This window comes from Chitinophaga polysaccharea (assembly GCF_902150045.1).
Classification (GTDB): Bacteria; Bacteroidota; Bacteroidia; order Chitinophagales; family Chitinophagaceae; genus Chitinophaga; species Chitinophaga polysaccharea_A.
Window position 1 is genome coordinate 845599 of the sequence record NZ_CABFVU010000004.1, and the last position, 18146, is coordinate 863744.

Consider the following 18146-nt stretch of genomic DNA (forward strand, 5'->3'; position numbering starts at 1 on the left):
CATATCACCAAAAAAAACCGGAAGATGGTGGGACATCTTCCGGTTGCACAGCCCCGCCGCGAAGCGGGGTAGGGCTTGTCTTTTTGTTTAACTAAAAAAACTGTAATGAAGTTATGAAAAAAATCTATGCACAATGGCGTATACCGCCGGGCAATCTTTTTGCCACTAAACTTGTGAGAACAATGAAACTGACTGTAATTTTACTGTTCGCCGCTATTTTTGGAGTGTCTGCCACGGGCAAATCGCAGGATGAGCACCTCAACATCAAACTGCATCAGGGTACCCTGCCACAGCTATTTAACCAGATCCAGTCACAAAGCCGCTGGCGTATTTTTTATAAAGATGAACTGGTAAACAGGGAACAACCGCTCACCCTTGAACTACAGGATAAAAAGATCAATGAGGTGCTGGACAAAGCCCTGCTAAATACAGGTCTTAGCTACCGCATTATGCGGAACCAGGTGGCTATTATCCCCAAGGAAAAAACGAAGCCCGATCAGCGCCTGTCTACCGCCGCCCTTGCGGAAGACAGCACCTATCTCATACGGGGAAGGGTATACGATACGCATGAACCGCCGCAGGCGTTGCCGGGAGTAACCATCCGCGTAAAGGATAATAACGCGCTTGGAACCACTACAGACGCCGACGGCTACTTCACTTTCCGGGCTAAAAAGAATGCGGTGCTCGTTTTTACCCAGATGGGTTACCTGCCCCAGGAGTTCACCATTATCCGCAGTCATAACGCGCTCACCATTTCCCTGAAAGAAAATGTAGCCGCACTCGATGAAGTAGTGGTGGTAGGCCTTTCCGAACAACAACGGAAACACATTGCCAGTTCCATCAGTTCGGTAAATATCGCGCAGCAAACCAATGGTAAGCCCATTACAGCTTTATCGCAGGCGCTGCAGGGAGGAGTTACCGGCTTGCAGGTAACGCAGAATTCCGGCCTGCCTGGCGGCGATGCGGCCGTGATAAAGATCCGTGGCATCAGCACCGTAAATGCCTCCGATCCCCTGGTGATGGTAGATGGCGTGCCTATGGACATGAATTACATAGATCCTGTTACCGTAGAAAGCGTTACTATCCTGAAAGACGCTGCTGCGGCCGCAGTTTATGGCGCCCGTGCTGCCAACGGCGTAATACTGGTAACCACCAAGCGCGGCGTGGCCGGAAGGATAGCCGTTACCTACGACGGATATTATGGTGTGCAATCGCCCTCCTCTATGCCGGCCCTGGTGGAAGCCCCCCAATATATGCGCATGTTTAATGAAGCGCAGGTAAATGCAGGCAACGCGCCGCTCTATTCGGAAGAAGATATTCAACACACGGAAGCAGGAGACGACCCCATAAAATATCCAAACACCGATTGGCAGAAAGAGATCCTGAACCGGGCAGCGCCCATTACCAGTCACTCTGTAGGAGTGAGCGGAGGTAACAGCCTGGCCCGCTTTGCGTTAACCGCCAATTACCAGAACCAGCAGGGAATGATCCCGCTCAATCATTCCAATAAATATAATATCCGCGCCAATACCTCTATCACTATCAACAAAAAATTCCTCGTGTATATGGATATGCTGGCCATCAAACGGAATACTTTCTATCCTAACCGGCCCAATGGTAATGATGGCAACAGGATATTGGAAGATATCTTCCGGGTACCGCCTACCATTCTTCCGAAATATCCTGCAAAAGATGGGGCGCCGGTAATATACGGGCGCTATGTGGATATTGTAAACCCGGTGGCTTATGCAGAACATGGAGGTAAGGCGGCCAACGAATACGGGCAGTCGAGCATTAACCTGCAACCTAAATGGGAAGTATTGCCTGGCTTGAATCTCCGCGGTCAGTTCAGCTTCCGGCTGAACAGTGATGTAACCCGTACTACCCGCGACAACTATTATTTCTTTGACTACTATACCGGCAAACTGGTGCAGACGTGGGCCGTACAACGTTCGGCCAGTATGGCAAGAACCACCTACTACTATGCAGGCGTAACAGCAGATTATACCTATGATCTGAAAGACCATCATTTTTACCTGATGGGCGGTTATTCACAGGAGGAAAATAACAGCGGATATTGGGATGTATATTCCCTGTTGTCATTTTACGGGAAAGTAAATTATTCCTATAAAGATAAATACCTGCTGGAAGGAGCCATCCGTACAGACGGTTCATCACGCTTCGGGCCGGGCCATAAGTATGGAACTTTCCCCTCCGTAGCATTAGGATGGAACATTCATAAAGAGAACTTTATGAAGCCGGTATCTGTCATTAATAATATGAAGCTTCGTGCTTCCTATGGCCGGCTGGGAAATGAGAATATAAATCTTTACCTGTACCAGAACATGATCAGTGCCACAGATGGCGTAGAGTCAATATTCGGTAACCCCGATATCACCTGGGAAACGGTAGATATGCTGGATCTGGGGCTGGACCTGGCTTTGTTCCAAAGTAAACTGGAATTTACCTTCGATTTCTACAATAAAACCACTAACGGCATTATCCTTCAACCACCGGTATCTTATGTAGGCGGTATGGGAACTACTCCCATCAATGCAGGCAAGCTGCGGAACAAAGGAGTGGAGCTGTCGCTGAATTACAACAGCAATATTGGTAAAGATGTTACTATTTCCGTACGCCCGGGTATTTCCTATAACAACAACACCTTCCTCACGGTGCTGGGCGGCCCTTATATCAGTGGCAGAAGTATTAACAAAGAAGGATATGCGCTGAACAGTTTGTACGGATATAAAACAAATGGGCTGTTGCAGGCTGCTGATTTTAAACCGGACGGTACGCCACTGGTACCTGTTATGGCCAACGCAAAACCGGGAGACATCCGCTATCTTGATCAGAACGGGGATAATATCATTGATGGAAATGACCAGGGAGTGATTGGCAATCCCACACCCCGCGCTGATTTCTTCGCCAACTTCAGGATCACCTATAAAAAATGGGAACTGGAAATGCTGCTCCAGGGTGTCAGTAAAAATGATGCAGTATTGAGCGGTATGCTGGCTTACCCGCTGGATATGTCGTCTGATGGCGGTATCCCCACAAAGTATTACGCTGATAACTACTGGACGCCACAACGCACCAATGCACGCTTTCCGCGCTTAACCACCACACCGGACATCAACAAACTATCATCCGATTTCTGGATACAGAACGGTGCCTATGTACGCATGAAATATATCCAGCTGGGTTATAATTTCAACGGCACCACCTTAAAACGTATAGGCGTTAACGGTGCCAGGGTGTATGTAAATGCACAGAATCCGTTTGTGTTCACACCTATGAAACTGGTAGACCCGGAAAGCCAGGGAAATCAATGGACTTATGGCATTATGAAAATGTATACCGCAGGAGTAAGCATTCAACTATAACCATTCAACTTTTAACAATGAAAATAAAATTCAGCATAACAATGATACTGGGCCTGGTATTTTTGTGCTCACCAGGCTGCAAAAAATTCCTCGTTCACGATAATCCATCCGGGGTAACCGATGAAGAATGGTGGAAAACCGAAACACATGCCTATAACGCGCTGGCTTCCATTTATGCAGGGGTACCAGCCGGATCCAGCGGAAGGAACGTCATGTTCTGGTCGGGGCTCAGCGATGAAGCGGTGTGCCGGGGCGACTTCCGCGGTAACTACGATATTTATACCCGCGGGTTGCAGAACCCTACCTGGGATGTGGCAGAATGGATCTGGCGGGATGATTATATAGATGTACGCCGCGCCTGCCGCTTTCTTGAGAACGTGGATAAATGTTTTATGGACGATCAGCTGCGCACCCGTATGAAATATGAAGCAAGGGCATTGCGCGCTTTTTATCATATGGAGATCATGTTGTTTTTTGGCGATATTCCCATTGTTACAAAATCGCTTACTCCTTTGGAGAATCACGTCAAAAGGGATCCGCAGGAAAAAGTGTATGAATTTATCCTGGCTGAATTAAAGGAATGTGCGGAGAACCTGCCAGGGGAATATGACAGTGATGAAACCTGGCGTATTTCTGCGGGCGCCTGTAATGCGCTGATTGTGCGACTTGCTTTATTTTTTCACCATTACGATGTGGCAAAGGATGCTGCCGCAAAGATCATCGGGTCCGGCGTTTATAAATTATACCGCAGCGAAAAAGCCGGTGTGAACAGCTATGCGGAATTATTCACTTATAGTGGTGAGCTGAACCAGGAACGTATCTTTTTCAAGGATGGTGGATGTGGTAACGCGTGGACTACCTTTGCACCCTCTGGTATCGGCGGAGAAACATATGTATCGCCTACGATGCAGGTAGTTGATAATTTTGAAACAAGACAGGGCAAAACACCGGCAGAACTGGGACCGGATTCTGTAGCCATATACCGGAAGAATCCCAACTATAACAACAACCGCGATCCCCGTTTGACTGCTTCTATCCTGTACCCCGGCCAATCGTTTTTAGATGCTAATTATATCCTTGCCCCGTTTGACAATGCCACCAGCAACACCGATAAAATAGGCGTGCAGAAATCTACCGCCACCGGCTACTGGATCCGTAAGTACCTGGATCCGCGCGACAGGCAGGCGAGGAGTGGGTCGCTCGATTTCATGTACATCCGTTACAGCGAAGTGTTGTTGTCCTATGCAGAAGCCGCTATTGAATTAGGAAACTGGCAGGATCCGCTGGTGATGCAATACCTGGATGAGGTGCGTACCCGGGCAGGCATGCCTGCGGTAGATAAACAACGCTACAACAGCGCGGCCATGCTGCGGCAGCTGGTACGCCGCGAAAGGCAGTCGGAGCTGGCCTTTGAAGGACAGCGGTATTTTGATATCAGGAGATGGGGACTGGTAAAGCAGGTAATGAACGGACCTGTATATGGCGCAACCAATCCCGCAACAGGTGTTGCGGTAAAAGTGCAGGAACGTTCCTATACCGACAGGGATTATCTTTGGCCAATACCTGAAAAGGAAATAGTATCCAACCCGGAAATGACACAAAACACAGGCTACTGACCTTACCGTTTATAAAATTTCCTTTGCTGTATTTGCATATCATCTCTTTAGATTATATCTTACCAATCAGTGAACCACGATATGAGAAAACAGTGAAAAAAGCATTATACAGTGAACTAATACTATCAATCAAAACAAATCCAGGCATTCAATTAAACTGAATTATGGCGAAACAAAACAGCGATTCAAGGCGGGCATTCCTCAAAAATTCCCTGGGAGCGCTTGCTGCATTTACAATTGTGCCCAGGCATGTGCTGGGCCGCGGTTACCTGGCGCCCAGCGATCAGCTGACCAAAGCCGTTATAGGCACCGGTGGCATGGGCCGCGGTCATTTTGGCTATGCAGGCACACGGGTAGTGGCCCTTTGCGATGTAGACAGCAGTCACCTGAAACTGGCAATGGACCAGCTGGGTGATAAAAGCAAAGGCGTAAAAACTTTTGCGGATTACCGTGAGGTGATCACTTTACCTGAAGTGGATATTGTGCATGTGGCTACTCCGCCGCACTGGCATGGGATCATTGCAGCAGATGCCGCACGCGCGGGGAAAGACATCTGGTGTGAAAAGCCCATGACAGCCACCATTGGTGAAGGCAAGCGCCTCGTGGAAGCTGTGCAGCAGCATGGAAGGATCTTCCGCCTGAATACCTGGTTCCGCTTTGAAGACCGTTTTTATGGAATGGGCACCACTGTGAAACCGATCAAGAAACTGGTAGACAGCGGCCTGCTTGGCTGGCCGCTGAAAGTAACGGTGAGTAAGCATACCGGGTTCGACTGGAAATTTTACTGGGTAGGTAAAACCAACCTGGAAGCAATGCCGGTACCAAAAGAACTGGATTATGATATGTGGCTGGGGCCAGCGCCGTATCGCCCGTATAACCCGCATCGTGTGCATCAGACCTTCCGTGGCTACTGGGATTATGATGGTGGAGGTTTGGGAGATATGGGGCAGCATTACCTGGATCCTATCCAGTATTTTTTGGGGAAAGATGATACCAGTCCTGTAAGCGTGGAAGTAGATGCACCGCAACAACACCCTGATGCAGTAGGTACCTGGAGAAGAATTACCTACACCTATGCAGATGGCTGCCAGATCATCCTTGATGGTGATGGCGCAGATGAAAAGGCCGCTTACATAGAGGGCCCCAAAGGAAAACTCTATCCCGGTTTCCGTTCGGATATACAGGACCTGGAGAAAAAGCTGGCGGCATTCCCCGATCCTGCACCTCAGCAAACAGATTTCGTGGATGCTGTAAAGAACCGCCGGAAGTTTGCATTGAACGAAGAAAACGGGCATCGCTCCGCTACCCTGGTGAACATGGGCAAGATCGCCCTGCGCCTGAACCGCTCGCTCAAATTTGACCCGGTGAAACAGGAGTTTATAGATGATGCCGGCGCCAATGCGCTGATCTATCAGCCAATGCGCGGACCGTGGACTATCTAAACAATCAAGTAAACGAATTATGAAAAAGATATTATACTTACTCGTTGCATTACTGGTTGGCTGGAGTAGCCTGGTTTCCGCACAGGGGCCGTCGGACCAGCGTGCGTTCCATACCAAAATAGCCGATGTACTGGCATTGATGCCTGCTCCCAATAAAACGCAGTTTAACACCAATATGGAATCTATTGCGGCACTGGGAGAGGAAGGGTTTACTACTATTGCCGGTATGCTGGCAGCCCCCGGAAAAGGGAATAATACCCAACTGGAGTACGCATTGGCAGGTTACGCTTATTATGTTACTCAGCCCGGTAAGGAGGCTGCCCGTAAACTGGCCTCTGCTGCGCTTTCCAAGGCACTGGCAAAAACAACTGAACCGGAAAATAAATTCTTCCTCATCACCCAGCTGGAAACACTGGCGGAGGATAATGCTACCAGCACGTTACAGTCGTACCTCACAGATAATCGTCTTTGTGACCCCGCTGCCCGCGCACTGGTAAAAATAAATACGCCCGCTGCACAGCAGGCCCTGTTACAGGCGCTCAGCACAGCTTCCGGCAACAACCGCATTACGCTCACAGAAGCGTTGGGTGATAGCCGTTATACTGCTGCCGCTACCGCTATTGCACCATTAGCCGCTAATGCAGATAAAAAACTCGCTAAAGTAGCGTTGTATGCATTGGCACAGATCGGCGCACCGGCTTCTGCGCCGGTACTGGCCACTGCTGCTGCCAAAAGCGGTTACTCTTATGATGTAACTGATGCTACTGCTTCCTATCTGTACTATGCTGCCAATATCACTGATAAGGCAGCCGCAACAAAAATAGTAGAGAACCTGCTTAAGCAAACAAAAACAGATGCACAGGTCCACACCCGTACTGCCGCGTTAAAACTGCTTACCGCTATTAGCGGGGAAAAGAGTATGCCGCTGCTGTTAGCTGCTGCTGATGATAAGAATGCGGAATACCGTGATGCTGCCCTGAAATTTGCAGGCCAGTATAACTTAGCCGGCAACGCATTGTGGCTGAAGAAACTGTCGGGTGCTGATAATGCCAATAAAGCCGCTGTAATTGGTATGTTGGGAGATAACAAGGTGGCCGCTGCTTTACCTGCTCTCCTGAAGTTACTGGGTAGTAAGAATGAAGGCGTGAAACTGGCTGCCATTAAAGCTGCCGGCAGCACAGGTGGTGCAGCTGCGTTGCCTTCCCTGCTGCAAACCATGAAAACAGGCGATGCCGCTACCGTAGAAGCTGTGAAGCAGGCACTGCTCATTATGCCCGGCGAAGAAGTGGCTGCACAGGCAGGCGCTTCACTGGCAACAATGCCGGCCGCAGCGCAAACGGCCTTACTAACGGTATTGGCTGCACGTAAAGCAGACAGCCGCGTAATGGATGTATTGCCACTCACCGCCAGTACGGATGCCACTACCCGAAGCGCAGCTATTGCCGCACTGAAAGACGTGGCTACAAAAGCAAATCTCCCTGAACTGTTTACTTTACTTAATAACACCGGCAGCGAGGCAGATATTGCCAGCATCCAGGCGGCGCTTATTAGCGCAGGCGCTACCAGCAATGATGTGCTTACACAAATGAAGCAGGCGCCCGCCGCTAATCAATCCCGCTATCTTCCTGTACTGGCGGGCATTGGAGAAAAGGAAGCCCTGTTACAGGTGACCACTGCCTTTACTAACGGTGATGCTGCTACGAAAAAAGCAACAGTAAGGGCATTGTCTTCCTGGAAAAATACAGCTGCCGCACCAGCACTCTTAAAAATTGCCCGCGACGATGCCGCTTACCGTGATGAAGCCCTGGCCGGCTATGCAGGGCTCACCCGCCGCTCCGGTTTGCCTGCAGATCAGCAGCTGCTGATGTTCCGCAATATAATGGAGCTGTCGCCTTCAGCAATGGTACAGCAAAAGGCGCTGGAAGGCATAGAGCGTTGTAAAACATTACCTGCTTTACTGTTTGCCGGCAATTATCTCGATAACCCCGCTGTACAGCAGGCCGCAGCCAATGCCGTGATGAACATTGCCCTGGCGGATAAGAGTTATAATGGCGCCATTGTACGTTCCCTGCTGGAGAAAACAGCTAAGGTACTGAACGGACCCGATGCCGATTACCAGCGGCAGTCGATCCGTAAATACCTGGCTGAAATGCCTGCCGGTGAAGGATTCGTTCCTCTCTTCAACGGTAAAGATCTTACCGGGTGGAAAGGACTGGTAGAAAACCCGGTGGTGCGTGGTAAAATGGACGCTAAAGCACTCGGCAAGGCACAGGATAAAGCAAATGATAACATGCGTAAAGGCTGGTCGGTGAAAGACGGCCTGCTGGTATTCGGTGGCAGTGGCGATAACCTCTGTACCGAAAAGAAATATGGCGACTTTGAAATGCTGGTCGACTGGAAGATCACCTCACAGGGCGACGCCGGTATTTACCTCCGTGGTTCGCCCCAGGTGCAGATCTGGGATACCTCCCGCACCGATGTGGGCGCGCAGGTAGGCTCCGGTGGTTTATACAACAACCAGCAGCATGAAAGCAAACCACTGAAACTGGCAGACAATGCTATCGGCGAATGGAATCATTTCCGCATCCTTATGCAAGGGGATCGCGTAACAGTATATCTCAATGGAGAGCTGGTAACCGATAACACCATCCTGGAAAACTACTGGGACCGCAAACTGCCCATCTTCCCGGAAGAACAGATCGAGCTGCAGGCACATGGCACCTATGTCGCATACCGTGATCTTTACATCCGCGAAATTCCGCGTCCGAAGCCTTATGTGCTGAGCGACGAGGAAAAGAAAGCCGGCTACAAAATGTTGTTCGATGGCACCAACATGCACGAATGGACAGGCAATACCAAAGACTATGTGATTGATAATGGTAATCTGGTGATCTATCCTACCAATGGTGGTCACGGTAACCTGTATACGAAAGACGAATACAAAAACTTCTCCTTCCGTTTCGAGTTTCAATTAACACCAGGCGCCAACAACGGCCTGGGTATCCGCGCACCACTGGAAGGCGATGCCGCTTATGAAGGTATGGAATTACAGATACTGGATAACGAGGCAGATATCTATAAAGACCTGCATGTATACCAGTACCATGGCTCTGTATATGGTGTGATTCCTGCTAAACGCGGTTTCCTGAAACCAGTTGGTGAATGGAATACAGAAGAGGCCATCGTAAACGGCACCCATATCAAAGTAATACTTAATGGCACTGTTATCCTCGATGGTGATATTGCCGATGCCCGTAAAAACGGAACCCTGGATCATAAAAACCATCCGGGTCTGAACAGGGAAACCGGTCATATCGGTTTTCTTGGCCATGGGTCTATTGTAAGATTCAGGAATATCAGGGTAAAAACACTGTAGTTTTTTGTTTTGAGATACAGAACCGTTCCCGCGCAGGTGGGGACGGTTTTTTTATGTAGACTTGATAAGCATGAGTATTTAAATACAACGAACGTGTTAACCATTAATTTGTGAATAGTCATTTTCTTTGTGTGTAGATATTTGTTAGCCTTATTATAAACTGTGGTGTTCAACCCGTTCATTTTCTTTTACTTATGAAGCATTGTTTTCTTGTAGCCTTTTGCGTCCTGACAGGGATTAGCCTTAACATTAATGCCCAGAATAAATTGGAAGCCACTGGCAATGCCGGTATTGGCACTACTGCACCGACTGAGAAGCTGGAGATATCTTCGGCTGGTTTATCGAATATTAAGTTGACGCATACATCGGATGTACTGGGTGTTGTTGGCGCCGTTAAGTTTAATATGGCCGGCTCTGACCTCGGAAAGCTGGAAGTGGAAAGGACTATTGCTTCTGGAAGGATGTCAGCGATGAAATTTTTTGTACGAGGCAGCGGAGGCGAGTTTGAAGCAATGAGGATTGTAAATAATGGATTTTTGGGAATTGGAGAAACGTCACCGGCAGCCAGACTTCATGTAACAAGCATGCCCGGAACTGTATTTGCCAGATTTACACAAACAGACGTTGCTGCAACTGATGGTGCACTTAGTTTTATGAACGCTACCGGCGCTGCGGGCAACTTTATTCCTAATATCACCGGTCGAAGTTATGTGCCAGGCCGCTCAATTGGCCTTTATTTTATATCGGAGTTAGAAGACGTACTTCCCGCTTCAGATATTCCTTACGGAGGGATTATACTCGATAGCAGAAATAAAACAGGTGCAAGACTTGCAACTGCCAATGTCTTGTCGGTTAACAGCGCCGGCGTAAACCTTATGCTGGTAAAAGCCAATGGTAGCGTGGCTATAGGCACCACAGATACCAAAGGCTACAAACTGGCTGTAAATGGCAGCGGTATCTTCACAAAAGTAGTGGTGAAATCCTACGCCAACTGGCCGGATTTCGTATTCCACCCCAATTACAAATTACCTGATTTATCTGAAGTAGAACAGTTTGTTACAAAAAATCAGCATCTCCCCGGTATTCCATCTGCCAGCGAAGTAGAAAAAGAAGGCGTAGATGTGGGAGAGATGAACAAACAACTTTTACAGAAAGTTGAAGAGCAAATGTTGTATATTATAGAGATGAATAAACAACTGGCCGCTCTTTCTAAAGAAGTGGAAGTACTGAAGCAGCAAATTGCTACAAAATAACCCCCTTATTTGCCATGAAAGCTATTTATCAACTGACCTTATTATTGTTTGTCTGCCTGTATACCGCACAAGCCCAGGACAGCCTGTTGCAGAAAGCGAACGCTATTCCCGGGAAGTACCTGTCGCAGGTAAAACAAAAGTCCGATAAAATGGAGCGGCAGATCACGGCGCGCAGTGAAAAAGCTCTGACCCGCTTTATGAAGCAGGAGGAAAAGCTAAAACGCCGGCTGGGGCGCATCGATTCCCTGAAAGCCAATAACCTGTTCGCGCATTCCATTGATTCCCTCGGCAGCCTGAAATCCCGCATGAAAGGCAAGCTTGGAAAATACTCCGGCGCATTAACCCAGGGCGGTCCTTATCTTGATAGTCTCAGTAATTCACTGTCTTTTCTGAAAGATTCCAAAGGATTACTGGAACAATCCAAAGGCATTACTGATAAGTTGAACGGTTCCCTGAAATCTGTTGATAACCTGAAAGATAAACTCGCCCAGGCAGAACAGATCAAAGCGTATATCCGTGAGCGTAAGCAACTGCTGAAGGAACAGCTAAGCCAGTATACCGGCTTTACTAAAGACCTGCAGAAAATGAACAAGGAAGCTTATTATTATGCGCAGCAACTGAAAGAGTATAAAGAAGTTTTTAAAGATAAAAAGAAAGCAGAACAGAAGGCGATGGAAGTGATTAAGAAGATCCCCGCTTTTAATGACTTCATGCAGAAACATTCCCAGCTCGCCAGCCTGTTCAATATACAAGGCGCCACTGCATCGGCTCCAAACCTGGAAGGTTTGCAAACGCGTAACCAGGTAGAACAGCTGATCCAGCAACGCCTGGGCAGCGGCCCCAATGCCAGCGCCGCCGTAAGCCAGCAAATGGCGGAAGCCCGCAGTAAGTTCGATGAATTGAAAAGCAAGTTCCCTGATCTTGACAACGCCGGAGAAATGCCGGACTTCAAGCCAAAGGAAATGAAAACAAAAAGCTTCCTGCAGAGACTTGAATTTGGCAGCAACATCCAGTTCCAGCGTAGTAATAAATTCTTTCCTTCTACCGGCGACCTTGCAGGACAAGCCGCCTATAAGTTCCACAAAAACGGAAGCGCCGGTGTTGGTCTTTCTTACAAACTAGGCATGGGCACCGGCTTTGATAACATCCGTTTCTCCAGCCAGGGTATGGGCATCCGCTCTTTCATCGACTGGAAGCTGAAAGGCACCTTTTTCCTGAACGGCGGCTATGAGCAGAACTATCAGCCGGACTACGCCGGCGTGCCTGAAGGAGTAGGGCAGAAGTGGACCCAAAGTGGGTTGATCGGGATCAGTAAGAAGTACAAGATCAACAGTAAGCTGAAAGGGAACATGATGGTGTTGTTCGACTTTTTATATAACCAGCATGTGCCGAGAACTGACCCGGTGAAGGTGAGGCTGGGGTATAATTTTTAGAGATTTAATTAGTCACAAAAATTACTATATATGCGTTTATTTATTAACCTGTACCGTTTGTTAATCATTATCCTTTTTACCAGTATCAGCGTGAATGTATCTGCTGCCCGTGCAGGCGGGCCGGGCGATTGGCTCTCTATAGGCGCCACTAATGCGGGCGTATCCCCGTACCCTTTTTATTATTACAAAATAGCTAAAATTAATAGTGACGCACACCGGTACGCCACCACTATTGAACTGGACATCCAGGGAGATGCGAATTACTATAACATGCAGGGTACCTACCGTATCAGGATAGACAAATACGAGAACACCACTACCGGAAGATTTGACGGATTAGAGATCCGTTGTATTTCCGGTAATCCATCAGCAGCTACTTTTTATGTATTTAATGATGCTTTATGGGTAAAATCCAATTATCTATGGGGAGGAATTTATTATCGGACTGTCGACTATTTGCCTGCCAGCCCTATTAATACAGCCCCTTTCGATCAGACTACCACTGCACCGGTTGGCTTTGCAACCAGTACCAGCACTTACGGTTTGAAATGTGATTTTGATAATAATAAGTATTATCAGTTATCATATGAAGATGTACAGGGAAACACCACTAATATGGGCAAAATGGGAATTGGAACAGTGCCAGGATATAAGTTACATACCGTTTCAACGGGGAATACTAACACGGCGGCTGCTTATTTGTGGGGGGAAAACTATGGCGTAGCTATAGGCACGTTGAATGCTCCGGTAACTGGGTACTCATTTGCCGTTTTAAATAATGCCAACCAGGATGGTTCTGCCGCCACCGGTGGTGCCAAACCGCTATTATACGTCAGGGGTGATGGTAATGTGGGGATAGGTACCAGTATCCCCCAGGCAAAGTTGGCCGTAAAGGGAGATATTTTTGCCCAGAAAGTGAAGGTTACGCAAAGTGGCTGGGCGGATTTTGTATTTCATCCTGCATATCAGTTGCCGTCACTACAGGAAGTGGAGCGCTTTATTAAAATCAATAAGCACCTGCCGGAAATTCCTTCGGAGAAGGAAGTGGAAAAAGATGGGCTGGATGTAGGGGAGATGAATAAGAAGTTGTTGCAGAAGATTGAAGAGCTGACGCTGTATATTATTGAGCTTAAAAAGGAGAGTGTGGAGCAGAGGAAGGAGTTGGAGGGGTTGAAGGACAAGGACAAGAAAGAGATAAGTAATCGTGTAAAACATAGTATACAAACAAGCCAATAAACTTCCACCTTTTATTCTATAAACAGCCATGAAAGGAAATAAATATATTTTTGATCGATGTACAAAAGGTTATTTGAAACCATGAAATGCATTAATTATCTAGTTTTTTGTTTAGTTATTCTGTTAACTGGAGCTGAGGCTCAAACCCTCCCCACCGTTACTTTTAAAACTCCTGAGGTAGCCGCTTTTAACCGGTTTATTGAAACACCGGTTTCTTATTATACAGGTGTTCCTAATATCAGTATCCCGTTGTATGAAATTAAGATTAAAGGGGTCATTGTTCCAATAACGCTTGATTACCACGCTGGTGGCATAAGAGTGGATCAGGAGGCCACATGGGTAGGGCTTGGTTGGAGCCTGAGCTATGGGGGAGAAATCTCCAGGAAAATCAAAGGAGCTGCGGATGAAAATTATTATTACACTGGTGGAATTAATAATAGAGGACTTACTATAGATGAGTTTAATAATTTGGCTGTCGACGTGGAAAGCCAGGCTCAGGTAAGACTGGATAATATTCTTACAGCTAAATATAACAGGAAGGATTATATGCCTGATGAGTTCTACTATAACGTATTGGGAATGGGTGGACGTTTTATGTATAGCCAGAAGCAAAATAAATTCATTCTGTTTCCAAAGGAAGACATTCTTGTTACACAGTATGATAACAATAATACACTTAATGGAGCCATCAACCCATTCAATTATTGGAATCTGAAATTACCAGACGGCACCAGTGTAGACCTGGGAAAGGATGGTACTATTACCGATGATCCTTTAAGTGTTACCCCTGCCGGTGCTTTTAAAAGTGCATGGAATATAAAAACCATCCGAAATATATTTAATGACAGCATTAATTATACTTACGAGAAATTTAACTATATCAATTATCGTTTATCAGGTCTTAAGGTAAGTCTTTTTCAATCCAACGTATCAAGTGGGAATGGCGGGAAAGATGGCCTTTATGATAACTTATCCAATAGTGCTTATTTAGCTGGAGTCCGGTATTATGATGCGAGACCAAGTGCAATTACTTATCCGGAAGGGAGAGTCGATTTCCTAACTACAAGTAGAAATGATGCACCTTCCAAAGCTTTGAATGAAATAAGTGTGGTAAACCAGCAAGGTAAACTGATCAGGAAAATACGTTTTTACTATAGTTACTTTTACGCGAATGCCTTTGACAGATATATCAATGAGGAGAGAATATTTCCTTCCGAATATCGTTTTCAGCGATTGCGGCTTGACAGCATTGCTATAAGCGGAACTGACAATACCGAGCCAATAAAATACAAGTTTGATTATTATGTTGCCCAGGATATGCCATCCAAGTTTACTTATTCTCAGGATCATTGGGGCTTTTATAATGGAGCAGCCAATACTACCCAGTATTCCTTTATACCGAATATTGCTCCGAACGTATTTGCTGGTGGAGATAGAAGTGTACATTCTCTAAAAGCCAGCGTTTTTTCTATCAAGAGTATAACTTATCCGGAAGGAGGGAAAAGTGAATTTGTATATGAAGGTAATACAGCAGGTATTTGGAATATGCCTGTTGAAACCTATCAGGATGACAATAATAATATTGCAGAAAAATCTGCAGCTATTGGAATCAGTAGCTATAGCAGGAGTACATCATATCCATCACCTGATTATGTCAATGGAATGGGAGGACGTTGTTTTACAAAAACTTTTACCATTGGGAATGATGTGCAGCCAGCGATAGGATACGGTTGGGAGTGTAGTACCAATTTTGGTATTTCTGACTTGGAGAAAGATATGCCTCCTAATGTTAATAATGTGAACTTCCTGCTGGAAAAACTTGAGGCAGGACGATATGTTTCCGTACGGGAATTTAATACTGCTTCCTATCAGGGATCAGAGGTTGTTCGCAAGGGAGAAGATAAACAACCTATATCACTAGCACCAGGGAGCTATAAAATTACGGTGACATTATCTTATGCTAATCAGCCTGGCTCTCCAGCTGATAATCAGCCATACAATCTCTCATTTACAGTAAAATGGAGGGAGGTTAATACCGGATCCAATATGGTGAATGTAGGAGGATTACGTATAAAAGATATTAATTATTATGATAATAACGGTAAATTGGCAAAGAAGAAAAGTTATACTTATTTAAACCCATATGCCTACCCAACGAATCCTAATTTCACCTCAGGCAGAGTGGTATCTTTTCCTCAATACTTCCAATATAATTTTAAATATTATCCCCGACCCACAGGTGGTGCGGGAGGAATGCAACCACAAATGCAGTGGGGAATAGATTTTTATTCTAATTCTGTACTGCCTCTGGAAACGACTTCTGGTTCCTATTGCGGATATGAGTATGTAGATGAATACACAGTTGATAATACCACTCCGGCTAATAGTCAGCGAATTGGTTATAAATTTTCTTTTGCTATGCCTTATTTTAGCCAATATTACCAATATAACTATCATGGAATTATAGAACCCCAAGAATGGACAAGGGGGAAACTGCTTGAAACAAAATATTATAAAGGAGACAAACTCGTAAAAAAAGATTCAATAAGCTACTACGATTGGTCTCCGCATTTAAACGATATCTCAGAGGAAGACTATGTACAGGAGATTAATACAAATCTGGTCAGCTTCCAGTATCTCAATTTTTATCAAAATAATACTGCATTACCTGAGGATTTTTACGATGATGCTCCTCAAAGTATTAATTACGATGACTATCCCAATTTTAACAGGGCCGCAGGAGGAGTGCATTGCGTAAAGTTTAACTTTGGTGCTATCCCGAAAACAACTGATTTCGCCTGGCCATATCTCCTTCTGTCATGTCAACCTTCTGTTTACGTGAAGGTTCCGTATTTTACTCATAATACGGGCTTTAATAAGCCAAGAACAAAAACTGTTATTACTTTCGATGATGCAGGTAATAGTATTCAGGAAAGTGAAGCATATTACTATGAGAAAACGCCACTCCACTATCAGTTGACACAAACAGCTATAGTAAATAGTAAGAAAGATACACTGAAACAAAAAATACAGTATGCTGTGGACTTTGGAATCCTCCCCCCTTACTCCAATATGACGCAGCGGCATTTAGTAAATACTATCATAACTACGTCTGATTATAAGAATAGTGTTTTTCTGAAATCTTTAAAGGCAAACTATAAAGATTGGGGAAATAACATTTTCATGCCAGTGTCTTCGGAAACCCAGACAGCTGGGTTTACAACAGAACAACGTATGAATTTTGAAGGCTATGACAGTAAAGGGAATTTATTGGGAATGTCCCAATCCGGGGGGATGGCTACAGCTTATCTGTGGGGATATAAGGGATTGTACCCAGTGGCCAGAGTAGACGGTGCAGATTATAACACTGTAAAGAATTACGTAACGCAAAATGTTCTTGATAATCCTGTCAGTGATCAACAATTAAGAGACGAATTAAATAAGCTAAGAACCAGTCTGCCAAATGCACTAATCACAACTTATACCTATATTCCATCCATTGGTGTTACAAGTGAAACTAATCCAGCTAATAGGACTACATATTATGAATATGATGGTTTAGGAAGACTCAGGTTGATTAAAGATCAGAATGGCAAAATCTTGAAACAGTTTGACTATCAATACCAAAAAGCTATTAACCAATGATTTTATCCTCGATACCTGTTGTAAAGCAATATAGAATTTCTCGTTACTTCACATTGACTGGTGCTATCGGCGGTTTATTTTTAGGTATGTTAACTGCAAACGCGCAGACTCCAAATGCTTCCGTGAGACCTACGGCAGTACCTATTGCATTGCCCTCCGCTTACGTTAACCCGTTAATCAACTATGTCCGCACCTGGGAACCGGCATTACCAACTACCGATACCGCTTATGTAGCCTCAGCCAGCCGGACGGTAGCGGAAGTCAGGCAAACAACCACTTATGTAGATGGCCTCGGAAGACCACTACAAACCGTTGCCAAAGCGATGAGCTTTGGAGGTAATGATATCGTATCTCCTGTTGTATATGACCAGTTTGGACGGGAGCAAACTAAGTATCTTCCCTATGTTCCTCAAAACGTAAAAGATGGAAAGTTTAAAACTGATCCATTTAATGCACAGAGAGCTTTTTACCAGAATACAACTCTTGCGCCCGGAGCGGCAGGGGAAAGCGTTTACTACTCCCGGACTGATTATGAAGCATCCCCATTGAACCGGGTGTTGAAAACCTATGCCCCGGGTAACAGCTGGGCAAAGAATGATCCTTCTACAGTAGAAAGGGGAGGGAATCACCCTGTAGAAAATAAATACCTTATAAATACCGTAGCAGATTCAGTGCGGATCTGGGAATTTACAGCCGGGGCTGTTATTCCCACCAGCGTGTCCGGACGCATATATGCTGCCGGTCAGCTGTTTAAAAATG

The 18146-nt window shown here is 45.9% G+C and carries 9 protein-coding genes; all 9 read left to right on the forward strand.

From position 1 onward, the window contains the following. The first annotated feature begins 113 nt into the window (after nucleotides 1-113). Entirely contained in the window at nucleotides 114-3386 is a 3273-nt protein-coding gene (locus FN124_RS28055) for a TonB-dependent receptor (protein ID WP_142688089.1), read from the forward strand. A 17-nt stretch (nucleotides 3387-3403) separates the two neighbouring features. Then, on the forward strand, nucleotides 3404-5002 hold the full coding sequence (locus tag FN124_RS28060) for a RagB/SusD family nutrient uptake outer membrane protein (protein ID WP_142688090.1): 1599 nt from the start codon (nucleotides 3404-3406) through the stop codon (nucleotides 5000-5002). Nucleotides 5003-5166: 164 nt separating this feature from the next. Continuing rightward, the gene (locus tag FN124_RS28065) at nucleotides 5167-6444 is read left to right on the forward strand and encodes a Gfo/Idh/MocA family oxidoreductase (RefSeq protein WP_142688091.1); all 1278 of its coding nucleotides are present in this window, start codon (nucleotides 5167-5169) and stop codon (nucleotides 6442-6444) included. A 19-nt stretch (nucleotides 6445-6463) separates the two neighbouring features. Next, complete coding sequence (locus tag FN124_RS28070) at nucleotides 6464-9820, forward strand: DUF1080 domain-containing protein (RefSeq protein ID WP_221887934.1); 3357 nt, start codon at nucleotides 6464-6466, stop codon at nucleotides 9818-9820. Nucleotides 9821-10014: 194 nt separating this feature from the next. Beyond that, complete coding sequence (locus FN124_RS28075) at nucleotides 10015-11073, forward strand: hypothetical protein (RefSeq protein ID WP_142688093.1); 1059 nt, start codon at nucleotides 10015-10017, stop codon at nucleotides 11071-11073. A 14-nt stretch (nucleotides 11074-11087) separates the two neighbouring features. Next, nucleotides 11088-12506 carry a hypothetical protein gene (locus tag FN124_RS28080; protein ID WP_142688094.1) on the forward strand — a complete coding sequence of 473 codons (1419 nt, stop codon included), beginning with the start codon at nucleotides 11088-11090 and terminating at the stop codon, nucleotides 12504-12506. Nucleotides 12507-12536: 30 nt separating this feature from the next. Then, nucleotides 12537-13742, forward strand: coding sequence for a hypothetical protein (locus tag FN124_RS28085; protein ID WP_142688095.1), 1206 nt, complete (start codon nucleotides 12537-12539; stop codon nucleotides 13740-13742). 81 nt (nucleotides 13743-13823) lie between these two features. Then, a complete protein-coding gene (locus FN124_RS28090) occupies nucleotides 13824-17387 on the forward strand; it encodes an RHS repeat domain-containing protein (protein ID WP_185937420.1) in 3564 nt (1187 codons plus the stop codon). A gap of 86 nt (nucleotides 17388-17473) precedes the next feature. Beyond that, nucleotides 17474-18146, forward strand: a 673-nt coding sequence (locus FN124_RS28095; protein WP_221887935.1) for a DUF6443 domain-containing protein, incomplete at its 3' end; no start/stop codon positions are given.

Bases quoted from the DNA above. Each gene is read 5' to 3' on its own strand.
- FN124_RS28055 (WP_142688089.1), top strand. From the start codon at position 114: ATGAAAAAAATCTATGCACAATGGCGTATACCGCCGGGCAATCTTTTT.
- FN124_RS28085 (WP_142688095.1), top strand. From the start codon at position 12,537: ATGCGTTTATTTATTAACCTGTACCGTTTGTTAATCATTATCCTTTTT.
- FN124_RS28065 (WP_142688091.1), top strand. From the start codon at position 5,167: ATGGCGAAACAAAACAGCGATTCAAGGCGGGCATTCCTCAAAAATTCC.
- FN124_RS28070 (WP_221887934.1), top strand. From the start codon at position 6,464: ATGAAAAAGATATTATACTTACTCGTTGCATTACTGGTTGGCTGGAGT.
- FN124_RS28060 (WP_142688090.1), top strand. From the start codon at position 3,404: ATGAAAATAAAATTCAGCATAACAATGATACTGGGCCTGGTATTTTTG.
- FN124_RS28075 (WP_142688093.1), top strand. From the start codon at position 10,015: ATGAAGCATTGTTTTCTTGTAGCCTTTTGCGTCCTGACAGGGATTAGC.
- FN124_RS28080 (WP_142688094.1), top strand. From the start codon at position 11,088: ATGAAAGCTATTTATCAACTGACCTTATTATTGTTTGTCTGCCTGTAT.
- FN124_RS28090 (WP_185937420.1), top strand. From the start codon at position 13,824: ATGAAATGCATTAATTATCTAGTTTTTTGTTTAGTTATTCTGTTAACT.